Here is a 15,114-nt window from a genome sequence, read left to right on the forward strand (position 1 = left end):
AATGACAGGGTGCAGCCAACCGAAGAGTCACCATGCCAGTCCTCGGCAAAGTCTATCTGATCGGCGCCGGTCCCGGTGCCCAGGACCTGATCACCCTGCGCGGCGCACGCCTGCTGGCGCAGGCCGACATCGTGCTGCACGATGCCCTGGTCACGCCCGAGATGCTGGAACTCTGTCCGCAGGCCGAAAAAATCCCGGTCGGCAAACGCAGCGGCCAGCGCTCCGTCGCCCAGCAGGTCATCAACCAGCAACTGGTCGACGCCGCGCAGCGCGCAGCGCTGGTGGTGCGGCTGAAAGGCGGCGACCCGATGATCTTCGGCCGCGCCGATGAAGAACTGCGCGCGCTCGAAGAAGCGGGCATCGAGGTCGAAGTCGTCCCCGGCGTCACCACCGCCCTGGCGGCGTCGGCTGCCACCAAGCAGCCGCTGACCAAGCGCGGCATCGCCCGCAGCGTCGCCTTCTTCACTTCCTCGACCGCGCCGGAACACTCCGACCACGACGCCATCCCCGAAACCGACACCCTGATCCAGTACATGGGCGGGCGCGAGGCCATCGCCACCGCCGAGCGCCTGCTCAGGCATGGCCACCAGCCGGACACCCCGGTGGTGGTGATCGAAAACGTCAGCCGCGCCGACCAGATGGTGCACCGCATGACCATTGCCCAGCTGTCGCAGGGGCTGGGCACGCCGCACGGCCCGGTGCTGGTCATGATCGGCGAAGCGATGCGCTCGCGCGAGCACCAGCGCTTCGATACCGAGATTAGCGGCACGATAGCCACCCAACTCCGCGCCTGAGTTCCGTTTTTCGGTATTAGAATGTCCATTCCGACCATAAGAGGCTGTAATGGACATCGTTCAAAGACTGGAAGCGGCCTGGAGCACCCACGCCGAAGGCAATTTTGAGACCGCGCTCAAGGAATACAGCTGGCTGTTCGACGAGGCCGGCAAACACGTTGAAACCGCCCCGCTGCGCCTCTCCTACATCCTGGCCGCCTGGGCGCGGCTGGCGGAAGAATACCTGCCCGCGCGCCATGCCCTGGTCGAGCTGCGCGAGCGCCTGAGCACCCAGCTGCTGGCCAAGCCGGACGACGCCAACCTGTTCAACGACATCAGCGTCATCAACGACAAGCTGGGTGACTTGCAGAACACTTATCACCTGTTCGAGCGCCTGCCGGATGCGCTGGCGCAGAAATGCGCGCGCATCGCCCTGCCGGCGCTGATGGCCTGCGGCGACTTCAGCCTGGCGCGCCGCCACCTGCCCGATCCCATGCAGCACCTGCGCGATGCCGCCGCCGAACTGAATGAGCTGAAGAGCCACATCAACGTGCTAACCCACGACGGCATGGCGGAACTGCTGGCCGACGTCTTCAATTACATCACCGAAGTCGCCTTGGTACTGGACTTGCTGAACGGCTGCGGCGATACTGCTGCGGCAGCGAACGCGCGCCAACTGGCCGTCTCGCTGGTTCAGGCGCCGGAAGCGCGCGCCTGCGTGCAGGCCGAGATGGACGCCCCTGGCGCCACGCTCGACGCCATGGTTGAACTACAAAATTCGGTACCCGCATAGTGAACAAGACTTACGCTCCAGCCCTCCTCCTCGCCCTGCTTCCCCTCGCCGCCCCGGCTGCCGTTCCCACTTACGATTTCAAGGTGGTGCGCAGCTATCCGCACGACACCCAGGCCTTCACCGAGGGCCTGCTGTACCGCGACGGCGTGCTGTACGAGAGCACCGGCTTGAACGGCAAGTCATCGATCCGCAAGGTGGACCTGGCCAGCGGCAAAGTCCTGCAGACCAAGGACATCCCGCCGCAATACTTTGGCGAAGGGATCACCGACTGGGGCGACACCCTGGTCGGACTGACCTGGCAAACCCAGACCGGCTTCGTGTTCGACCTCAAGACCTTCGAGATGAAAAGCCAGTTCGCCTATCCGGGCGAAGGCTGGGGCATGACGCATACCGGCAAGGAACTGATCATGAGCGACGGCACCGCCACCCTGCGCTTCCTCGATCCCAAGACCTTTCTTGAAGTGCGCCGCATCAAGGTGACTGCCGACGGCATCGCCGTCGACCAGTTGAACGAGCTGGAGATGGTGGAAGGCGAAATCTACGCCAACATCTGGCACACCAACACCATCGCCCGCATCGACCCGGCCAGCGGCAAAATCGTCGGCTGGATCGATTTCGGCAAGCTCTATCCCGACGCCGGCAAAGGTCCCAACGGCGAAAACGTCATGAACGGCATCGCCTACGACGCCGAGAAGAAGCGCCTGTTCGTGACCGGCAAGCTGTGGCCGAAGATTTATGAAGTAAAGATTGTGCCGCGCAAATAAGATCAGCCGTGATCGACATCGCTCCGTCAGTAGATCATTAGGCCATGCGGCTGCTTCCTGATTGCCGCTCTTGCGCTACACTTCAAGTATCGGCAGCTGACCGCGAGGACGTCATGTACGAGGCCATCAAGAAGATCCTGCTGGTAGATCTCCCATCGCTGGACTTCTACCCGAAACTGGCGCTCAGCCTGGTGCTGATGTCGATATCCCTGTTTTTGCTGGTGTCGATGTGGCGCGATCCGGCGCGGGCGTCGTCCATCGACCCGGCAACGGAGGCCCGCCTGAAAGCCGGCGTCACCGCCTTCTTTGCGAATATGGGCGACAACTCGCCCGCCGTGCCGGTGGTGTTCGGCAACGCCAAAGACATGGTGCGACGGTTTAAAACCGAAAAAAACGTCTTTGAAAATGTCGGCCTCGAAATAGAAAATCGCAAGCAGCGCGACAACAACTGGAAATTCGCCAACGAGCTGTCCGCCGCCAAGGCGCTGGTGAACGCGCTGGGCCTCGACTACGATACGACCAAGGAGAACCAAATCTTCCTGCAAATGCCGCTGCCCATAACAGAGGCATCGTCCACCACCCAGGCGCTGCCCTCCGAACGCCCCAGATAAGGTCTTCAGACAAGGCCTGACATGTCAAACGCTTGTCACACCGGGCTGCTAAGCTTTTCTTCTCGCCGCATCACTGTCCAGCAGCCATGTATAAATGCCTTTGCAAATATTGTGGTTATCGGGTCAACCGCCTGTATGTCGTCCCGGAACGGGTGCGCGAGCGTTGGTGTTTCGGCTGTCCGCAATGCGGGCGCCGGACGGTGTTGCCGGATTTCTCGGCCCTGACGGCCAAGGCGCTGCACGCGGGTAGATGTCTCACACCGCTGTTCACTTCCGCCACGCGCGGCTTGATGCGCGCGCTGCGTGGCGTGCGGCGCAAGAAAGCCAATCGCGGTCACGGCGCGGTGGCGGCCAGATCCCGCTATCTGAAGAAAAAACCGGTCTGAATCAGGACAGCGCGCTGACGCAGTAGTCGGACAGCGCGTTGAGCACGGCGGCGTTTTCGCCGGCCGCCTCCACCACCTTGATGCTGGTTTGCGGATACGTGGCGCGCAGCTCGTCGAGCATCAGCGGCAGGTCGCGCAGCACGTGGCCGCCCTGCCCCAGAAATACCGGCACCACGGTGACGTCATCGATGCCGTCGGCGGTCAGCGCCGCCATGAGTTCCGGCAGGCGCGGCGACATCAGCTCCAAAAACGCCAGTTCCACGCGCACCGACGGCTCGCGTGCCCGCGTCAGATCGCGCAGCCGTTCGAATGGCGCCGCCCACGATGCGGCGCGGGCGCCGTGGGCGAACAGGATCAGGGCGCGTTGCTTGCTCATCTAATGTCTCTCCACATACCACAAGGCCCATAGCGCCAGCGCCAGGAACAGCAGACTAGGCGCGATCGCGGTCAGCACGGCCGGCCAGGTACTCAGCATGCCAAGGTGCGAGAACAGCGTATTCACCAGCAGGAAACTCACGCCGATCATGATGCCGACGAATATCTTCAGACTCACGCCACCGCTGCGCGTGTGCAGATAACCGAACGGCAGCGCCATCGCCATCAGCACGAACACCGCCAGTGGATCGAACAGCTTTTTCCAGAAGGCGATCTTGAAACGCTCGGTCTCCTGCTTGTTCTCCTGGAGGTGACGGGTGTACACCGCCAGTTCGTTGGCCGACATGCGTTCCGGATCGGAGCCGGCCACCGCCAGGATCTTCGGCGTAATCTCCGACAGCAGCTCCTTGGTGGCGCTGTGACGGGTCTCGATCGCGCTGGTGGCCTGCGCGAAGTTGTTGGCCAGGTTGGCTTCGGCGCCCGGTTTCAGCAGCTCGGGATTGGTGAAAATATTTTCGGTCACATCCTGCAGCTGCCACTTGTTATTGCCCTGGAAGCTGCCGCTCTTGGCCAGCGTGATGGAGCGCATGCGGAAGCTGTTATCGAACTCGTACAGCTTGACGTCGATCAGTTTGCCGTCCGGGCGCACCTCGCGCACGTTGAAGAAGCGCGAACCCACCGGCGTGCCGGTCATGCCTTCCGACTTGACGATATCCTTGGTCCACAGGCCGGAACGGAACTCCGAAGAAATCGCCGCGCCGCGCGCGCTCAGCTTGATCTTCTCGGCGATCGGCGCCGTGCGCGGCGCAATCAGTTCGCCGAAGATGAAGGTGATAATCACCAGCACCATGCCGATCTTGGCCAGCATCCACGCCACCATGCCGGTCGACATGCTGGAAGCGCGCATGATGGTGAATTCCGACGTCGCCGCGAACTGCGCCATCGTATAAATGGTGCCGATCAGCGCCGCCAGCGGCATCACCTCATACACGTGGCCGGGCAGTTGCACCAGCACGTAGAGGAAAGCATACTGGATCGCATAGCCGTTCTTGCCCACCTGCGGCAGTTCGCCGGTCAGGTCCATGAAGGCTTGCAGCGCCAGGAAGGCCACCAGCACGAAAGCCACCGCCTGCAGGATCGATACTGCGAAATAGCGTTGCAGGATTCTCATTGCGATCAGTCTTTCTTGTTGCGCGTACGTTTAAACGCCGCCATCAAGGCCAGCGGATGGTAGCGGTGGTTCAGGTTCAGGCGCCAGGCGAACAGCCCGAACACCAGCAGCGCCGCGGCCAGGTGCAGCGGCCACCACGACAGCGCAAACGTCGACTTGCCCTGCTTGACGCTGGCCTCGACCAGTTTGACGAAGTTGGAATAGCTGAAGAAGATCAGCAGCGCGATGATCAGATTGGCCGAGCTGCCCGCGCGCGGATTGACGAAGCCCAGCGGCACCGCCAGCAGCACCAGCACCAGGCAGGTCAGCGGCGATGCGATCCGCCACAGCAGCTCGGCCCGCGCCAGCGCGCTGGCATCGCCCAGCAGGTCCATGGTCGGAATGGCGTCGGTATTGCGATCCGATTCCAGGTCCTGATTGTGGTTGGTGACGCGCATGCTGTAGCTTTCGAACTCCATGGTCTGGAAGTCAGACTGGCCGGGCATGCCCTGGTAGCGGCGGCCATTCTTGAGCGTCAGGTATTTTTCGCCTTTGGGGCCGGTGCTGATCACGCCCTCGCGCGCGACGATGACGGCGGTGCCATGTTCATCGTTCGAATTCACGAACACGTTCTGCACCACGGCGGTCTTGCCGGCCACGCCTTCGACGAAGAAGATGCGGTTGGCCGCGGCCGATTCCTTGAACTGGCCGGGCGAGACCTTCTGCAGGTCCTCGCGCTTTTCAAAGCGCTCCACGTATTCCGAGCTTTTCAGCTTGGCCCACGGGGTGGCGATGAAGCTCAGCGCCGCGGTCAGGAACACCATCGGCAGGCCGAAAGTCAGAACCGGTCCTATCCACCTGGTCAGACTCAGACCGGAGGCAAACCACACCACCATCTCGGAATCGCGGTAGGTCCGCGTGACCACCATCAGCACCGAAATAAAGCTGGTGAGGATCAGGATAGTTGGCAGATAATTCAGCGTCGCGAAGACGATCAGCGCGATCACGTCACTGGAGGCAACCTTGCCACCCGCGGCCTTGCCGAGGACCGCGATCAGGGTCCAGGTCACGCAGATGCTGAACAACACGGTAAAGGTGGCCCCGGCGGCACTGGCCATTTCCCGTCGTAGGGCGCGTTGGAAGATCATTGACGATTATAATTCGGTAGTTCGGCCCGCATATACACTACGCGGGACCACAAGTTTTAAGTACGTACACGACACGGAGAATCAAATGGACTTTAGCATAAAAGCATTCGACACAAAAAACACCATCACCTCGGCCAAAGCCGGCGTCATCGCCGTCGCGGTCTTCGAGAACAAAAAGCTGTCGCAAGCTGCCAAGGCGCTGGATGGCGCCGGTGAAATCACTGCTGCGCTCAAGTCCGGCGACATCACTGGCAAGGCCGGCACCACCCTGCTGCTGCGCGGCCTGAAGGGCGCGAGCGCCGAACGCGTACTGCTGGTCGGCTTGGGCAGCGACGAAACCGTGTCCGAGAAAAGCTTCGCCAGCGGCGTGTCCGCCACCCTGAAAGCCTTCACCGCCATCGGCGCGAGCGACGCTATTATCGCATTGCCGCTGACCGAAGTGAAAGAGCGCGACGTTAACTGGGCGATCCGCTGCGTGGTGCAGGGCGCGCACGAATCCGTGTTCCGTACCGACGCGCAGAAGAGCAAGAAGGACCCGGCCGCCGCCGGCGTCAAGAAAATCGCCCTGGCCGTGCCGAACAACGCCGCCACCAAGCTGGCGCTGGCGCAGGCCGTGGCGATCGCCAACGGCATGGACCTGACCAAGGAACTGGGCAACACCTCGGCCAACGTCTGCACCCCTACCCACCTGGCCAACGTCGCCAAGCAGCTGGGCAAGGACTTCAAGTTCGACGTCGAAGTACTGGACCGCAAGCAGCTGGAAGCGCTGAAAATGAACAGCTTCCTGTCGGTCACCAACGGCAGCGAACAGCCGCCGAAGTTCATCGTCATCAAGCACATGGGCGGCAAGGCGAAGGACGCGCCGGTGGTACTGGTCGGTAAAGGCATCACCTTCGACACCGGCGGCATTTCGCTGAAGCCGGGTCCGGGCATGGACGAGATGAAGTACGACATGGGCGGCGCCGCTTCGGTGCTGGGCACCTTCCGCGCCATCGGCGAAATGAACCTTAAGCTGAACGTGATCGGCATCATCGCCTCGTGCGAGAACATGCCGTCGGGCCGCGCCACCAAGCCGGGCGACATCGTCACCTCGATGAACGGCCTGACCATCGAGATCCTGAACACCGACGCCGAAGGCCGCTTGATCCTGTGCGACGCGCTGACCTATGCCGAGCGCTTCAACCCGGCTGCGGTGATCGACATCGCCACCCTGACCGGCGCCTGCATCGTCGCCCTGGGCCACCACAAGAGCGGCCTGTTCACCCGCGACGACGACGTCCACAACGCGCTGGCCGACGAGATCATGGCCGCCGGCAAAACCGCCGGCGACACCGCGTGGCGCCTGCCGATCGGCGAGGAATACAACGAGCAGCTGAAGTCCAACTTCGCCGACCTGGCCAACATCGGCAGCCCGGGCGGCGCCTCGTGCACCGCCGCGGCGTTCCTGGAAAACTTCACCCGCAAGTACACCTGGGCCCATCTGGACATCGCCGGCACCGCCTGGAAATCGGGCGCAGCCAAGGGCGCGACCGGCCGTCCGGTGCCGCTGCTGTCGAACTTCCTGATCAAGCGCGCCGGCTAAGCGCGCAACCGGCATGGTTTCCCGCCCGCGCGGGAAACCATGCCGACTCAAAACAGGGTCACGCCCGCCGGCGGCGGCGGCCCGTCTTCCTTGTCCTGCGCCGCATGCATCACCACCGTCAAGGTGGACGGATAGTCGTAGCCGGCGCCGGTATTCTTGTCGACGAAATAGCCCACGCCGGCCGTCAGCGCCAGATTGCCCCACAGGTTGGCGTTGACCTTGGAATCGACCTTCTCGTAAGCCCAGCCCTTTTCCTCGCGCGCGCAATCGATGCGCAGCGGCCCCGCGCTCTTGCGCAGCGTGACGCGGCCCGGCGTGGTCACAAACCACTTGCCGACATCGTTGTACAGCACGCAGCCGACACCGGCGATCTCGCGGTGATCGAGCACGGTCTGCACCAGCACGCTTTGTTCGGTGGATTCAGTCAGGGATGCGCAGCCGGCCAGCGTGGCCAGCAGCGCGGCTGCCGCTGCAGCGGGGCGGAGATACATGGTCTGCCTCTAGGATCAAGATACAGACCAGTGTAACAGCCCATGAGCGCACTGAGTCGCTCAATCAAGTGGCATAAAGCCTTGCACTTTACGCCTTATGGTCGGGTCAGGCGTTGTGACGGTCCAGGGTCTTGGCGACAACCGGCGCCTCGACGGGCATTTCGCCCTGCTTGCGCTTCAGATCTTGTACGACCTTCAGGATATCTTCCATGCCGCGCTCGCCGCCCAGCGTCGAGAAGGCGTCCAGCACTTCATTCAGTACCTGGTTGCGCACGGCCGCTTCACTGGCAGTCACTTCCGGCGGACGCTGCACGGCAGCGGCGGCCTTCTTCTCGGCTTCCTTCTGTGCAGCGGTCTTGCGCCCGCCCGGCGGCTTGCCGTGCTCGAGCGCCGCCTGCCAGATTACCCAGCGGCGTTGCGTTTCAAAAACCAGATACTCATCTGGTTTATCTTCCCGGCGACGTACGATATGTCCATCACGCTGTGCCCATGCCTCAAATGCAGATCGCATTTTTCATCCTTTGCAAATGCGCTATCGCGCTATTCACTATCAAAACCACGAGTAATTTCCGTATAGTATCATTTATTGCGCATGCACAACAGATAAATCTACAAACGTTCTCACTGTTTAACCTTGCTAAGCGGTAATACAAGTTATACGCTTAATTTGCACTAGTATATTTCTATTTTGCTTACTTTGTCTTGCCTTTCCGTTCTATTTTGACAACAACGAGACAACCTTGGCAATCTTTTTTTGATTTCACACATTTTGCGACATTTTAGAGGCTGCCGCCCTCCCGCGAAAGGCTTTTTCATGTCCATTCATACAACTTTGCAACTTGCTAATTGCATGTGTTCAACCGGGATACGGTAAGATGCAAGTTTGTCGGGTCAAGAAAGCACGCGATTATGAAATTAGCCACCTGGAATGTTAACTCTTTGAACGTAAGACTGCCGCACGTTATGAAGTGGCTAGAGGAAAACCCCACCGATGTGCTATGCATCCAAGAAACAAAATTAACCGATGACAAGTTTCCAGTTACAGCGCTGGAAACTGCCGGTTACCAGGTCGCCTACACCGGCCAAAAAACCTATAATGGTGTTGCCATTATATCAAAATTGCCAATTACGGACGTCGTCAAGAACAATCCGAAATTCGAGGACGCCCAACAGCGCATCCTGGCCGCCACCATCGACGGCGTGCGCGTGGTCTGCGCCTACGTGCCGAACGGCCAGGCGGTGGACTCGGACAAGTATCAATACAAGATGGCGTGGCTGGCGGCCTTCCATGAATGGATCAGCGAGGAAGCCGCGCTGCACCCGCAACTGGCCGTGGTCGGCGACTACAACATCGCGCCCGAAGACCGCGACGTGCACGATCCGGCCGCCTGGGTCGGCATGGTCCATGTCTCCCCCAAGGAACGGGAAGCGCTGCAGCGCTTGCTGGAAATCGGTCTGGTCGATTCCTTCCGCCTGTTCGAGCAGCCGGAAAAGTCGTACAGCTGGTGGGATTACCGCAATCTCGGCTTCCGCCTGAACAAAGGCCTGCGCATCGACCACATCCTGCTGTCCGACGCGCTGCGCCAGCGCTGCACCGGCTGCGTGATCGACCGCGCGCCGCGCAAATGGGAACAGCCGTCCGATCACGCCCCCGTGATCGCCACGTTCTCCTAGCAGCGCGGCAGCAGCAGCTGGGCCGTGGAATGCGGCACCGGCTGCGAGAACAGATAGCCTTGCGCGTACTGGCAGCCATGGCGCTGCAGCAGGGCGTACTGCCCTTCCGTCTCCACGCCCTCCGCCACTACCGATAGCTGCAGGCTGTCCGACAGCGCGATGATCGCCGCCACGATGGCGCGGTCTTCCGCGCTCTGCTCCAGATCCTTGATGAAGGCGCGGTCGATCTTGATCTTCTTGACCGGGAAGCGCTTCAGATAGGCCAGCGAGGAATAGCCGGTGCCGAAATCGTCGATCGACAGCCGGATGCCCATGGCGTTGATGTGGCCGAGGATTTCCAGCGTCTGCTCGCCGTGCTGCATCAGCGCGGTTTCCGTGATCTCGAATTCGATCAGTGACGGATCGACTCCGGTATCGTCGAGGATGGCGCGGATCGCCTCCAGCAGGCCGCGGTGCATGAACTGGCGCGGCGACAGGTTGACCGCCAGCGGCACCGGCGTCAGGCCCTGGCCCTGCCAGCGCATGATCTGCCGGCAGGCCGCGCGTATCACCCATTCGCCGATCGGCACGATCATGCCGTTTTCCTCGATGATGGGGATGAATTGGTCCGGCGTCACCAGTTCGCCGCCGCCGCGGCGCCAGCGCAGCAGCACTTCCATCGCGTGCAGGCGGCGCGTGCCGATGTCCATGATGGGCTGGAAATGCAGCTCGAATTCATTGGCCGCCAGCGCGCCGCGCAGACTGGATTCCAGTTCGAAGTGACGCGCCGCCGTCTGGTTCATCACTTCCTTGAAGAACTGGTAGTTGTTCCTGCCGCTGGCTTTTGCGTGGTACATGGCGCCGTCGGCGTTGCGCATCAGCGTCTCCACATTGGCGCCATCGTCGGGATACACGCTGATGCCGATCGACGGCGTGATATGCAAGTTGCGGCCCTCCAGTGGAAAGCTGTCGGACAGCGCCTCGATGATCTTCTCGGCCACCTGGCTGGCCTCCTCGTTGCCGCGGATGCCCGGCACCAGCACCACGAATTCGTCGCCGCCCAGGCGCGCCACCGTGTCGCTGGCGCGCACCGCGCGGCACAAGCGGCTGGCGACCTCCTTCAGCAGCTGGTCGCCGGTCATGTGGCCCAGCGAATCGTTGATGGTCTTGAAGCGATCGAGGTCGATGAACATCACCGCCAGCTTGCGCTCGGTGCGCTGGGCCGCCAGCATGGCGCGGTCCAGCCGGTCCGACAGCAGCGCGCGGTTGGGCAAACCGGTCAGGCTGTCATGGTAGGCCATGTGATGCACGCGCGCCTCGGCCTGGCGCCGTTCGATGATCTCGCCCTGCAGCTGCGCATTGGCGCCGGCCAGTTCGGCGGTGCGCTCCTGCACCCGCAGTTCCAGCTCGTCGCGCGAGCGGGCCAGCGCCTCGGTGGCTTCCCGCCGCAGCGTGATGTCGTCCACCAGCCACACCGAGCGACCGTTGGCCTGGGCCAGATCGAACAGGCGCCCCGACAGCCGCGCCCAGAAGGTCGTGCCGTCCTTGCGCACCAGCTCATACTCGGAAACGTTGACCTGCCCCGCGGCGAAATCGCGCAGGGTGTTGGCGCGCGCGCTTTCCCAGGCATCCTTGTCGGCGTAGAAGGCCTGCACGCTCAGTTGATTCATCTCGCCGGGGCCGTAACCGAACAGTTCTTCCATTTTGCGGTTGCAGCGCAGGTTGCGGCCGTTCTCCACCACCGAGATGCCCAGCACCGCGCTGTCCAGGATGGCCTGGTTTTCCAGCAGCGCGTTGCGCAGCGCTTCCTCGGCGCGCTTTTGTTCGGTGCGGTCCTCGATCACCCAGATCGTGCCCTGGGTCGGGTCGTCCGGATTGACCACGTAGCCGATCAGCTGTGCCCACAGGCGGCTGCCATCGCTGCGCGCCATTTCGATCTCGGTCTGGAACGGCTTGCCGATGGAGAGGAATGGAAATGCCTCGGCGCCCAGCTTGTCGTAGGACTCCTGCGAGGTGTACAACGCACGGCCGGGCAGGCCCAGGCCGGAGGTCTCGTCGTAGCCGAACATCTCGGCGAAGCCGCGGTTGTAGCGCGTGATCAGGCGGTTCTTGGTGAACAGGATGCTCATCGAGGCGTTGGTCATGATGGCCTCGACTTCCATCTGCGTCTGCAGCGAGTGGGTCACGTCCTCGAGGATCCAGATGGTGCCGGCGCGGCTGGCCGCATCTACCGCGCGGGCGCGCACGCGGCACCAGAAAAGACTGCCGTCCTTGCGGCGGAACTGATAAGCCTTCTTTTCGAACGACTGGCCGGTGCTCAGCAGCGGCGCCGCCTCGCGGCCGAATGCTTCGTACGCCTCGGCCGAAGGGAATACCACCGCCGACGGCTGCCCTTCCATCTCGCCCGGTGCGAAGCCGAACATTTCCGCCATGCGCGCGTTACAGCGCATCATGATCTGCGACTGGCTGAACAGAATCCCGACCGAGGCATTGTCCAGAATCGCCTTCTGCTCCAGCAGCATGCGGCGCAGCTTTTCCTCGTCCAGCCGGTGCTCGTTGATGTCTTCGGCAATCCAGACGTTGCCTTCTTCCGGATGCAACGGATCGACCGCGCGTCCATACAGGCGCGCCCAGAACAGCGAACCGTCCTTGCGGCGCAGCTGCTGGTCGGTGATGTAGGCCTCGCCGCGCGCCAGCACCGGCGTCGCCGCCGCCGTCAGTGCCGCCAGGTCCTCGCTCCTCGGATACAGGGCCACGCTCGAATGTCCCTCCAGCTCATGGCGGCCGTAGCCCAGCATCTCGGCCCAGCGGATATTGCACTCCTGGATGACGCCGGACTTGGTGAACGCGATGCCGACGGCGGCATTTTCCAGGATGGCCTTCTGTTCGAGCAGCGTCTTGCGCAGCGCGCGCTGATCGCGCTGAACTTCGGTGATGTCGTTGAAGACCAGGGTCACGCCTTCGATGCCGGCGCTTTCGGCCAGCGGCTTGGACCACACCTGTACCGACAGGTAACTGCCACCGGCGCAGGTCAGGCAACTGTCCCAGCGTCCCGCCGTGCGCAGGTTGGCGATGGCGGCGCCGCGCACGTGGCGCGCAAAGAGATCCCCCACCGGACGGCCGGCCGGGTCGAAACCCAATGCGGCGCGCAATTCGGCGTTCGCCGCCAGCACTACATCACCGACGCCGCAGGCGCAGGCAGGCACGCCGACCAGCGCCAGCGCGTCGGCTACGAAATCCGGGTTGGTCGACTCACGATAGCCAGGGTGCATAGTTGGCCGATGATAAACCACAATCCCCCCTTCCGCCATCAGGGCTTCCCTGAAAAACGACAATGCCCGGGGGCTGTGACACCCCCGGGCATTGTTGGCAGTATTGCTATTTTTATCAGTGCGCGCTGGCGGCAGCGGCGCCGATGCCGGTCTCCGAACGCAATTCCTGCGCCTCGAAACCGGCGCGGTCGATGCGGGCGCGCGCGCTGTTGTCCACCAGCGAAATCACCCAGATGCAGACGAAGGCCAGCGGCATCGAGAAGATCGCCGGCGACGCGTAAGGGAAGATCGCGTCGGCATAGCCGAAGACATCGACCCACACCGATTTGGAAAGCACCGTCATCACCAGCGCCGTGATCAGGCCAATGAAGCCGCCGACGGTGGCGCCGCGGGTGGTGCAATCCTTCCACAGTACGGACATGAACAGCACCGGGAAGTTGGCCGAAGCGGCGATCGCGAAGGCCAGCGACACCATGAAGGCGACGTTCTGCTTTTCGAACAGAATCCCCAGCAGCACCGCGACGATACCCAGCGCGATGGTGGTCATCTTCGACACTTTCAGTTCTTCCGCGCCGGTCGCCTTGCCCTTCTTGATCACGGTGGCGTACAGGTCGTGCGACACCGCCGAGGCGCCGGACAGCGTCAGGCCAGCCACCACCGCCAGGATGGTAGCGAAAGCCACCGCCGAGATAAAGCCCAGGAACACGTTGCCGCCCACGGCTTTCGCCAGGTGCACCGCCGCCATGTTGGTACCGCCCAGCAGCTTGCCGGCGCCGTCCTTGAACTCGGGATTGGTGCCCACCAGGACGATGGCGCCGAAACCGATGATGAAGGTCAGGATGTAGAAGTAGCCGATCCAGGTGGTGGCCCAGAACACCGACTTGCGCGCCTCTTTCGCGCTAGGCACGGTGAAGAAGCGCATCAGGATGTGCGGCAGGCCGGCGGTGCCGAACATCAGCGCCATGCCGAAGGACAGCGCGGAAATCGGATCCTTGATAAAGGTGCCGGGGCCCATGATGGCCTCTTTCTTGGCGTGGACCTCTACCGATTTGGCGAACAGCGCCTCGGGGCTGAAGTTAAACTGCGCCATCACCATTATCGCCATGAAGCTGGCGCCGCCCAGCAGCATCACCGCCTTGATGATCTGCACCCAGGTGGTGGCGGTCATGCCGCCGAACAGCACATAGACCATCATCAGCACGCCGACCAGCACCACGGCCACCCAGTATTCGAGACCGAACAGCAGCTTGATCAGCTGACCGGCGCCGACCATCTGCGCGATCAGGTAGAACGCCACGGTGACCAGCGTACCGGACGCCGCGAACACGCGCACCGGCGCCTGCTTGAAGCGGTAGGCGGCGACGTCGGCGAAAGTATAGCGGCCCAGATTACGCAGGCGCTCCGCCATCAGGAAAGTGATCACCGGCCAGCCGACCAGGAAGCCGATGGCGTAGATCAGGCCATCGTAGCCATTCAGGAACACGGAAGCGGAAATGCCCAGGAAGGAAGCGGCCGACATGAAGTCGCCGGCAATCGCCAGGCCGTTCTGGAAACCGGTGATGCCGCCGCCGGCCGTGTAGAAATCGGCGGCGGAGCGGGTCTTGGCCGCCGCCCACTTGGTTACGTACAGCGTAAACAGCACGAACACCGTGAACATGATGATCGCGGTCCAGTTGATCGGCTGGCGCTCGGCCTGACCGATATCGGGACCGGCGGCGAAGGCGGCGCCGGCGGCGGCGAGCAGCGTCAGTGCTGCCAGGCTGCGTTTCAGCGCGCTCATGCCTGCACCTTGTCGTGGATGGCCTGCGTCAGCTGGTCGTACCGGCTGTTGGCGCGGCGGACGTAGATACCGGTGATCACCACCGTAAACACGATCACGAACAGACCGAGCGGCATACCCCAGGTCATGACGCCCTGGCCGGTTTTCGACGCCATGAACTCCTTATCGAAAGCGATCAGCAGAATGTAGCCGTAATAGACCACCATCATCAGCGCGGTCAGCGCCCAGCCGAAGCGGGAACGCGACTTCACCAGCTGGTGATAATTCGGATCGCGCTTGATCTTTTGAACCAAATCTTCTTGCATTGCGTGTGTCTCCTGTTTAGATACTCTTTTG

Annotated in this window: 15 protein-coding genes; 7 read left to right on the forward strand and 8 right to left on the reverse strand. The window is 62.4% G+C overall.

Features of this window, described 5'->3' with window-relative positions:
- Positions 1–32: 32 nt before the first annotated feature.
- The 5 genes from cobA (at position 33) to E4L98_RS03730 (ending at position 3,327) form a co-directional block, all read left to right on the forward strand.
- On the forward strand, positions 33–794 hold the full coding sequence (gene cobA / locus E4L98_RS03710; RefSeq protein WP_135200224.1) for a uroporphyrinogen-III C-methyltransferase: 762 nt from the start codon (positions 33–35) through the stop codon (positions 792–794).
- Between the two features lie 49 nt (positions 795–843).
- A complete protein-coding gene (locus tag E4L98_RS03715) occupies positions 844–1,566 on the forward strand; it encodes a hypothetical protein (protein WP_135200225.1) in 723 nt (240 codons plus the stop codon).
- Positions 1,566–2,330, forward strand: a complete 765-nt coding sequence (locus tag E4L98_RS03720) for a glutaminyl-peptide cyclotransferase (protein WP_135200226.1) — start codon at positions 1,566–1,568, stop codon at positions 2,328–2,330. Before E4L98_RS03715 ends, E4L98_RS03720 begins: the two co-directional genes overlap by 1 nt.
- A 113-nt stretch (positions 2,331–2,443) precedes the next feature.
- A complete protein-coding gene (locus tag E4L98_RS03725) occupies positions 2,444–2,941 on the forward strand; it encodes a hypothetical protein (RefSeq protein WP_135200227.1) in 498 nt (165 codons plus the stop codon).
- 200 nt (positions 2,942–3,141) lie between these two features.
- Positions 3,142–3,327, forward strand: coding sequence for a hypothetical protein (locus tag E4L98_RS03730; RefSeq protein ID WP_135200228.1), 186 nt, complete (start codon positions 3,142–3,144; stop codon positions 3,325–3,327).
- 1 nt (position 3,328) lies between these two features.
- Here the strand turns inward: E4L98_RS03730 and E4L98_RS03735 are convergent, their stop codons facing one another.
- The 3 genes from E4L98_RS03735 to lptF are packed head-to-tail and all read right to left on the reverse strand — an operon-like array spanning position 3,329 to position 6,000.
- Positions 3,329–3,703 carry a sirohydrochlorin chelatase gene (locus E4L98_RS03735; RefSeq protein ID WP_135200229.1) on the reverse strand — a complete coding sequence of 125 codons (375 nt, stop codon included), beginning with the start codon at positions 3,701–3,703 and terminating at the stop codon, positions 3,329–3,331.
- The gene (lptG, locus tag E4L98_RS03740) at positions 3,704–4,873 is read right to left on the reverse strand and encodes an LPS export ABC transporter permease LptG (protein ID WP_135200230.1); all 1,170 of its coding nucleotides are present in this window, start codon (positions 4,871–4,873) and stop codon (positions 3,704–3,706) included. It abuts the gene before it with no gap.
- Positions 4,874–4,878: 5 nt separating this feature from the next.
- Positions 4,879–6,000, reverse strand: a complete 1,122-nt coding sequence (lptF, locus tag E4L98_RS03745; RefSeq protein ID WP_135200231.1) for an LPS export ABC transporter permease LptF — start codon at positions 5,998–6,000, stop codon at positions 4,879–4,881.
- Positions 6,001–6,085: 85 nt separating this feature from the next.
- Between lptF and E4L98_RS03750 the strand changes: the two genes are divergently transcribed.
- Positions 6,086–7,582 carry a leucyl aminopeptidase gene (locus E4L98_RS03750; RefSeq protein WP_135200232.1) on the forward strand — a complete coding sequence of 499 codons (1,497 nt, stop codon included), beginning with the start codon at positions 6,086–6,088 and terminating at the stop codon, positions 7,580–7,582.
- Between the two features lie 47 nt (positions 7,583–7,629).
- Here E4L98_RS03750 and E4L98_RS03755 read toward each other — a convergent pair whose 3' ends face one another.
- Both E4L98_RS03755 and E4L98_RS03760 read right to left on the reverse strand, forming a co-directional pair.
- Entirely contained in the window at positions 7,630–8,073 is a 444-nt protein-coding gene (locus tag E4L98_RS03755) for a hypothetical protein (protein ID WP_135200233.1), read from the reverse strand.
- A 106-nt stretch (positions 8,074–8,179) separates the two neighbouring features.
- A complete protein-coding gene (locus E4L98_RS03760; protein WP_135200234.1) occupies positions 8,180–8,584 on the reverse strand; it encodes a phiTE_015 family protein in 405 nt (134 codons plus the stop codon).
- A 398-nt stretch (positions 8,585–8,982) separates the two neighbouring features.
- On the opposite strand from E4L98_RS03760, the gene xth reads away from it, so the two are divergent.
- The gene (gene xth / locus E4L98_RS03765) at positions 8,983–9,747 is read left to right on the forward strand and encodes an exodeoxyribonuclease III (protein WP_135200235.1); all 765 of its coding nucleotides are present in this window, start codon (positions 8,983–8,985) and stop codon (positions 9,745–9,747) included.
- Here xth and E4L98_RS03770 read toward each other — a convergent pair.
- The 3 genes from E4L98_RS03770 to E4L98_RS03780 all read right to left on the reverse strand — a co-directional run bounded on the left by E4L98_RS03770 (position 9,744) and on the right by E4L98_RS03780 (position 15,083).
- A complete protein-coding gene (locus E4L98_RS03770; protein WP_135200236.1) occupies positions 9,744–12,998 on the reverse strand; it encodes a bifunctional diguanylate cyclase/phosphodiesterase in 3,255 nt (1,084 codons plus the stop codon). The genes xth and E4L98_RS03770 overlap by 4 nt on opposite strands.
- A 115-nt stretch (positions 12,999–13,113) precedes the next feature.
- The gene (locus E4L98_RS03775; RefSeq protein WP_135200237.1) at positions 13,114–14,778 is read right to left on the reverse strand and encodes a cation acetate symporter; all 1,665 of its coding nucleotides are present in this window, start codon (positions 14,776–14,778) and stop codon (positions 13,114–13,116) included.
- A complete protein-coding gene (locus E4L98_RS03780) occupies positions 14,775–15,083 on the reverse strand; it encodes a DUF485 domain-containing protein (protein WP_135200238.1) in 309 nt (102 codons plus the stop codon). Before E4L98_RS03780 ends, E4L98_RS03775 begins: the two co-directional genes overlap by 4 nt.
- Positions 15,084–15,114 lie beyond the last annotated feature (31 nt).

The sequence above is a fragment of the Duganella callida genome, assembly GCF_004614165.1.
GTDB classification, from domain to species: Bacteria; Pseudomonadota; Gammaproteobacteria; order Burkholderiales; family Burkholderiaceae_D; genus Rugamonas; species Rugamonas callida.

Coding starts and splice junctions, on each gene's coding strand:
- E4L98_RS03735 (WP_135200229.1), bottom strand. CDS start 3,703: ATGAGCAAGCAACGCGCCCTGATCCTGTTCGCCCACGGCGCCCGCGCC.
- E4L98_RS03770 (WP_135200236.1), bottom strand. CDS start 12,998: ATGCACCCTGGCTATCGTGAGTCGACCAACCCGGATTTCGTAGCCGAC.
- lptG (WP_135200230.1), bottom strand. CDS start 4,873: ATGAGAATCCTGCAACGCTATTTCGCAGTATCGATCCTGCAGGCGGTG.
- E4L98_RS03750 (WP_135200232.1), top strand. CDS start 6,086: ATGGACTTTAGCATAAAAGCATTCGACACAAAAAACACCATCACCTCG.
- lptF (WP_135200231.1), bottom strand. CDS start 6,000: ATGATCTTCCAACGCGCCCTACGACGGGAAATGGCCAGTGCCGCCGGG.
- E4L98_RS03725 (WP_135200227.1), top strand. CDS start 2,444: ATGTACGAGGCCATCAAGAAGATCCTGCTGGTAGATCTCCCATCGCTG.
- E4L98_RS03755 (WP_135200233.1), bottom strand. CDS start 8,073: ATGTATCTCCGCCCCGCTGCAGCGGCAGCCGCGCTGCTGGCCACGCTG.
- E4L98_RS03760 (WP_135200234.1), bottom strand. CDS start 8,584: ATGCGATCTGCATTTGAGGCATGGGCACAGCGTGATGGACATATCGTA.
- E4L98_RS03775 (WP_135200237.1), bottom strand. CDS start 14,778: ATGAGCGCGCTGAAACGCAGCCTGGCAGCACTGACGCTGCTCGCCGCC.
- E4L98_RS03780 (WP_135200238.1), bottom strand. CDS start 15,083: ATGCAAGAAGATTTGGTTCAAAAGATCAAGCGCGATCCGAATTATCAC.
- E4L98_RS03715 (WP_135200225.1), top strand. CDS start 844: ATGGACATCGTTCAAAGACTGGAAGCGGCCTGGAGCACCCACGCCGAA.
- xth (WP_135200235.1), top strand. CDS start 8,983: ATGAAATTAGCCACCTGGAATGTTAACTCTTTGAACGTAAGACTGCCG.
- cobA (WP_135200224.1), top strand. CDS start 33: ATGCCAGTCCTCGGCAAAGTCTATCTGATCGGCGCCGGTCCCGGTGCC.